Here is a 6620-nt window from a genome sequence, read left to right as displayed (position 1 = left end):
GCTGAAGCCTGTCTGGGCGGGCTGAGCGTGTTTGCCGGTGAGCCGCGGTCGGACGAGTCGATCCTGTCAGGCGGCTCCTTGACGACCGCCCACTTCGCGAGGTCCCACAACACCCATATCCTGCGCGGCCGGGCGTACCTGTGCTACCAGAGGGGGTTGATGGATTGGCTCGAAGCCTGGCAGCCCGATCTGCTGGTGATGGAAGCCAATCCCCGCTACCTGTCCAGCCGGCAGGCGATCCGCTGGATGCGGCGAGGCGGGCGGCGGGTGATCGGATGGGGACTGGGCGCGCCGGGGGCTGCCAGGCGCGGCTGGCGCCTCTGGGTGCTCGGCCGCTACCTGCGCGGGTTCGATGCGCTGATCGCTTATAGCCAGACAGGGGCGGAGCAGTATGCGGCCCTCGGGTTCCCGCAGGAGCGCATCTTTGTCGCCCACAATGCGGCTGCCTCCGCACCGCTGGAAATGCCGCATCGTCCGCCGCCGGCGGCCGGGCCGGGCAGTGTCTTGTATGTGGGACGCTTGGTTGCGCAGAAGCGGGTCGACCTGCTGCTCCATGCCTGCGGATCGCTGACGCCTCGACCGCGGCTGGTGATTATCGGTGACGGGCCGGAGCGCCGCCAGCTCCAGAGGCTGGCGCGCCAGGTTTGCCCGCAGGCGGAGTTCAGGGGGACACAGGTTGGCGAGGCCCTGCAGGACTGCTTCCGGCAGGCCGAACTCTTTGTGTTGCCGGGAACCGGTGGCCTGGCGCTTCAGCAGGCGATGAGCCAAGGCCTTCCCCTGGTCGCCGGTCGCGGCGACGGCACCCAGGCCGACCTGGTGACTCCGGACAATGGCTGGATCTTCGAGAGGGATGAGCCGGCGGCTCTGGCGAGTGCGCTACGCCAGGCGCTGGCTGACCCGGCTCGCCTGCGGCGCATGGGGGCCGAGTCCTACCGGCTGGTGCGGGAAGAGTTCAACCCTGAGATCATGGCGGAGGCGTTCGTGCGCGCCTTCCGGTCCCTGAGTGTGGATGCCTGAGATGCGCCTGCTATTTGTGGCTGACGGCCGAAGCCCGATTGCCCGCAGCTGGATCGCCTACATCCAGCAGGCGGGTCACGAAGTCCATTTGGTCTCGACTTTCTCCTGCGAACCGATTGCAGGGTTGACCAGCCTGCAGGCAGTTTCGGTTGCGTTCAGCCGTGCCGGCCGACCGGTGCTGCCTGGGAAGGCGCCCGGCGGTGCCCGGGGCATGAGTGTGCGCAGCTGGATCCGCCACTGGCTGGGGCCGTGGACCGTCCGGCGCGCAGGGCAGCAGGTGGCGGCGGCCGTCGCTGAGGCGCGCCCGGACCTGGTGCACGCCATGCGCATCCCGTTCGAAGGGATGCTGGCCGCTTCCCTTCCGCCCGAGATTCCCTTGGTAGTGTCGGTCTGGGGGAATGATTTCACACTGCACGCCGGGGCCTCTGCCGGAATGCGGCGTTGGACCCGGCGCTGCGTCGAGCGGGCCAACGGCCTGCACGTCGATTGTCGCCGCGACCTGGACCTGGCTCAGGCGTGGGGATTCGACGGTGCTCGACCATCCCTGGTCATCCCGACCAACGGCGGGGTGCGGACGGAGTGGTTCCGCCAGGCACCACCTTCCGTGTTGCCGGAGGAATCGGTCGTGGGCAGCCTGCTGGCGGGCCTCGGACCGCGGCCTGTGGTCGTGCAGCCGCGCGGCTTTCGCCTGTATGTCCGCAATGACACCTTCTTCCGGGCCGTTCCGGAGATTGTGCGCCAGCTGCCCGAGGTGCACTTTCTGTGTCCAGGCATGCAGAGCGAGCCTGAAGCCGAGGCTTGGTTGCGTCGGCTGGGGATCCGGCATTGCGTGAGCCTGCTCCCGAAGCTGAGCCCTGTCGAGATGGCGGCGGTGTTCCAGCGCGCCCAGGTGGCCGTCTCGCCCACGACCCACGACGGCACGCCGAACACCTTGCTGGAGGCCATGGCTTGCGGTGCGCTTCCGGTCGCTGGGGATCTGGACTCGCTGCGGGAGTGGATCGAGCCAGGGCGGAACGGCTTGCTGGTAGATCCGGCCGATCCGGTGGGGCTGGCGCAGGCTGTGGTGCAGGGCCTGCGCAGCTCGGACCTGCGCCGCCTTGCTGCCGAGGTCAACAGCCGAATCGTGCGGGAACGGGCGGACTACGCTACGTGCATGAAGCTGGCTGAGCAGCTGTATCTCCGGCTTGCTGCAGGCGCGCAAGCCGCGATGCTATAATCCTCCCGGCCGCACGCCTCGCCGCACAGGCCCCCTGTCCCTGATGAAACAAGTCGTGCAAGACCTGCGCTCAGGCAAGACCCTGGTCATCGACGTCCCTGTCCCCGCAGTTCAGCCCGGGATGGCGCTGGTGAAGACCCACGCTTCCCTGGTCTCGGCCGGGACGGAGCGGATGCTGGTGTCGTTCGCCGGGAAGGGCCTGGTGGGCAAGGCCCGGGCGCGCCCGGACCTCGTGCGGCAGGTCGTGGACAAGGCTCGGCGGGAAGGCGTAGTGAGCGCAATCCGGGCTGTACGCGGCCGGATGGCGCAGCCGCTGGCGCTGGGGTATGCCTCGGCAGGTGTGATTGTCGAGGTGAGCCCGGAACTGGCCGGATTCCGCCGCGGCGACCGGGTCGCCTGCGCAGGCGGCGGTTATGCAGCCCACGCCGAGTATGCCGTCGTCCCTCGGAATCTGCTCGCCCATCTGCCGGATGCGGTCGATTTCGAGTGCGGTGCGTTCGCTACCCTGGGTGCGATCGCGATGCACGGCTTCCGTCTGGCCGAGGCGCAGGTCGGGGAGCGGGTGGCGGTGGTCGGCATGGGGCTGCTGGGTGTGCTGGCGACCGGCATCGCCGGCGGGGCGGGCTGTCCTGTGCTGGGGATCGATCTGGCGCCGGAGCGGGTGAGGCGGGCTCGCTCGCTCGGTTTGCAGGTCGTCGAGCGATCCCGGGCCGAGAGGGAAGGGGCGGCTTTCTCCAAGGGGGAAGGCTTCGACATCGTCCTGATCTGTGCCGACACAGAGTCTGGTGATCCCGTTGAGCTGGCCGGACGGTTGGCGCGGGATCGCGGCCGCGTAATTGCAATTGGGGCGGTTGGCCTGGAATTGCCCCGCCGGTTGTACTACGAAAAGGAGCTGTCCTTCCAGGTCTCCCGCTCCTACGGCCCGGGGCGGTATGACCCAGCCTACGAGGAAGGGGGTGCGGACTATCCAGCGGGGTATGTGCGCTGGACTGAAGGACGCAACCTGCAGGCCGTGCTGTCGATGATCGATCAGGGTCTGCTGAACGTGCGGCCGCTGATCACCCATCGAATTCCGATTGCCCAGGCGCCGCAAGCCTACTCCCTGATCTCCGGCAAACAGCCCGCCCCGTTCCTGGGAGTGGTGCTCACCTACCCGGAGCCCGAGCCCGGGTCGAAAGCGCCATCGTTGCGGCTGGTAATGAGGCACCCGCGACCGAGCGCGCCGGCGGACATCCGCCTGGGCGTGTTGGGCGCCGGCAGCTTCGCCGCCAGCACCTTCCTGCCCGCCATCCGAGGCGTCGCCGGCGTCCAGCGAGTGGGGATCGCCTCTGCCGCCGGACGGCGGGCCGCCGACTGCGCCCGCCGCTTCGGTTTCGGCTACGCCACCAGCCACGAGGCGGAGATTCTGCAGGATCCCGAAATCAATACCGTGGCCGTCTTGACACGCCATCACCTGCACGCCGCCCAAGCGGCGGCGGCGCTCCGCGCCGGGAAACACGTGTGGTGCGAGAAGCCATTGGCTGTCCGGCCGGAGGAGATGGAAGAGGTCCTGCAGGCCCTGGCCTCGGCCCAGGGGATGCTGATGGTCGGCTTCAACCGGCGCTTCGCCCCGCTGGTGGACCGGCTGCGGCAGGCCCTTGGCGACCGCCGCGAGCCGATGCACCTGTCGTATCGCGTCTACCCGGGGCGGCTGCCGCTCACCCACTGGCTGCACGATCCCGACCAGGGCGGGGGCAGGATCCTGGGCGAGGGTTGCCACTTTGTCGACCTGATGACTTACCTGGTCGGCAGCCTGCCGGTGCGCGTGCACGCCGTAGGCATGGCCGACGATGCCCGCTATCGCGACGACAATGTCGCTATCAGCCTGACCTTCGCCGATGGATCGGTCGGGACGCTGAGCTACCTGGCGGCGGGTGCAACCGAGGCCGGAAAGGAACGCCTGGAAGTCTCCAGCGGCGGCCGGACGGCTGTGCTCGATGATTTCCGTTCTCTCGCCATCTTCGGCGACGGCCGGAACCGGGCCTGGCGGGATCGCTGGGAACAGGACAAAGGCCACGCCCGGGCATGGGCCGCGTTTGTCCAGGCGATTCGTGAGGGTGGACCCCCGCCGATTCCCTACGGGGATCTTTTCGCTGTAGCCCAGGCCTGCTTGGCCGCCGTACAGTCACTCCGGTCGGGGACCCCGGTCGCGGTGGACGTCCCCGGCGCAGGCTAAGGCCGGACGGTCACCCTAGCGACGGTGAAGCCTCAGACAGCCATCCTTGCGGTGCGTGAGTTGGGCCTGGGGCCGCTCTGGCTGTACGCTCGCTACCAGGTGGGGCTGTGGAGCGGAGCCCACCGTCGTCGCACCCCCTGCTACTCGTGGGAAGATCAACCCCTTGACCGGTGGCTGCTGCCCGGCGTGCCAAACGAGGCTGTCGCATATGCAGCTCATAGGCAGCAGAACCCCATTCCGCTCGCGCCAAAGGCGCCCCGTCTGGGCTCAGACCTGGCCGTGGCCCAGGCCGACGCCATCCTGAAAGGGGTGTTCCCGACCTTTGGCGACATGCGGCATGCCGCAGGCTTTCCGCCAGACTGGGGGGCTTTCCTGCCGCCGGCGCCTGCGGAGGCGAGCCTCGAGACGCTCGGCCATTGGTCCGATGTCCGCTTGGAGGGGCTGCCGGCGGACATCAAGCTGGTCTGGGAACTCTCCCGGTTCAGCTGGGTGTACCCGCTGGCGCGTGCCTACGCCCGCACGGAAGACCCGCGCTACCCGCAAGCGTGCCTGACGCTGTTCGACTCCTGGATGGCTGCTAATCCTCCGAACCGCGGGGTGCATTGGGTATCGGCGCAGGAAGTGGGCTTTCGCCTGCTGGCGGCCGGATTCGGGTTGCTAGCCTTCGAGCCGTGGTTGGTGGACCGGCCTGAGCGAGTCGTGCAGATGGCCCGGCTGGTGGCCTCTCACGCAGCCCGCATTCCTCCTACCTTGAGCTACGCCCGCGCCCAAGGCAACAATCACTTGTTGATCGAAGCCGCAGCCCTATTGACGGCCGGGATGCTGTTCCCGGAGATGCGGGACGGCGGAACCTGGGAGGCCCTCGGTCGGCGCTGGCTGGAGCGCGGCTTAGAGTCCCAGTTCTTCGAGGACGGCGGCTACGTCCAGTTTTCCAGCAACTACCATCGCCTGGCGCTGGAGTGCGGTCTGTGGTCGGCATGCCTGTGCCAGTCGGCGGGCAAGCCGCTGTCGGCGGACAGCCTGCAAGCGCTGCGGCGGGGAGCGGTGTGCCTGCAGGTTGTGGTCGATCCGGCAACCGGCCAGGCCAGCAACTTCGGCCCGAATGATGGAGCCCACTTGCTGCGCCTGACGGACTGCGGCGATCACGACTACCGGCCCGCTCTTCAACTCGCCTGGCGGATGCTCAACCGCCGGCCTCTGTACCCGCCCGGTCCCTGGGACGAGGCGGCGCGCTGGATGGGTGGGGAGGCGGCAACCGACTCTCGACCCAGCCAGCGCCGAAGCCGCGCCAGCCGGACTGGGGTGCATGCTGCTCCCTCCCGCATCCTGCCGGACCGAGTGGCCTTCCCCGATGCCGGGCTGTACCGCCTCGACGGCCGCCACAGCTGGGCGCTCTTGCGCTGTGCGCATTTCCGCACCCGCCCCGGCCACTCCGACCAGCTGCACGCCGACCTGTGGTGGCGGGGGAATCCGTTGGCCAGCGACGGCGGGACGTACCTGTATGACGCACCCCCCTCCTGGGACAACGGCCTCGCGGGCGCCTCGAAGCACAACACTGTGGTCATCGATGATCGGGATCCGATGCTGCGCGCCGGACGCTTCCTCTGGCTGCGCTGGGCACAAGGGCGGATGCTTGGGCATTGGCGTTCTCCAGGCGGGGAAGGGCAACTGCTGAGCGCCGAGCACGATGGCTACCGAAGCATCGGGCTCACCCATCGCAGGAGCCTGCTGCACCTGGCGCCCGATAGCTGGTGGGTGATCGACGATCTGCAGGGGCAGGGCGAACACACGGTCTGCCTGACCTGGCGTCTGGCGGATGGACCCTGGCAGCTGGGTGAGCGGGGCGTCAGCCTGGCGACCCGTGTCGGGCGGGTCGCGGTGCAGTTCGAGGGTCCGGCGGCCTCCTGGGGGGTGTACCGCAGCGGCATCCGGTTGATAGGCGAAGCCGGGGACGATGCTACCCGAGGCTGGGTGTCCCCCACGTATAGCCAGCTCCGGCCCGCGGTCGAGCTCGTCGTCCGCAGCCAGGGGAGCCTGCCCCTCAGGCTGATCACGCGTTTCGATCTGGGCGATTCCCGGCCGGCCCGCACGCACATTGAGTGGCGGGCAGGCGCAGATCCAGCGCCCCCCGTGCGCGCCGTCCGGCGCGGACAGTTCAGCTGGGAGCCGTAG

4 protein-coding genes are annotated in these 6620 nt (G+C 68.9%); all 4 read left to right on the top strand.

The annotated features are described in order from the left end of the window. Positions 1-1017 (top strand): glycosyltransferase (locus tag MUO23_09690; GenBank protein ID MCJ7513224.1); only part of this gene is annotated, 1017 nt, incomplete at its 5' end. Beyond that, complete coding sequence (locus MUO23_09685) at positions 1010-2233, top strand: glycosyltransferase family 4 protein (protein MCJ7513223.1); 1224 nt, start codon at positions 1010-1012, stop codon at positions 2231-2233. The genes MUO23_09690 and MUO23_09685, both read left to right, overlap by 8 nt. Positions 2234-2276: 43 nt before the next feature. Beyond that, positions 2277-4448 carry a bi-domain-containing oxidoreductase gene (locus MUO23_09680; GenBank protein MCJ7513222.1) on the top strand — a complete coding sequence of 724 codons (2172 nt, stop codon included), beginning with the start codon at positions 2277-2279 and terminating at the stop codon, positions 4446-4448. Between the two features lie 24 nt (positions 4449-4472). Further along, positions 4473-6620 (top strand): heparinase II/III family protein, encoded by a 2148-nt coding sequence (locus MUO23_09675; GenBank protein ID MCJ7513221.1) that lies wholly within the window; start codon positions 4473-4475, stop codon positions 6618-6620.

Source organism: Anaerolineales bacterium (genome assembly GCA_022866145.1).
Taxonomy (GTDB): domain Bacteria; phylum Chloroflexota; class Anaerolineae; order Anaerolineales; family E44-bin32; genus PFL42.
Note: the sequence above shows the minus strand (reverse complement) of the source record. Positions and strands in the feature narration are given on the sequence as shown.

Bases quoted from the DNA above. Each gene is read 5' to 3' on its own strand.
- MUO23_09685 (MCJ7513223.1), top strand. From the start codon at position 1,010: ATGCCTGAGATGCGCCTGCTATTTGTGGCTGACGGCCGAAGCCCGATT.
- MUO23_09680 (MCJ7513222.1), top strand. From the start codon at position 2,277: ATGAAACAAGTCGTGCAAGACCTGCGCTCAGGCAAGACCCTGGTCATC.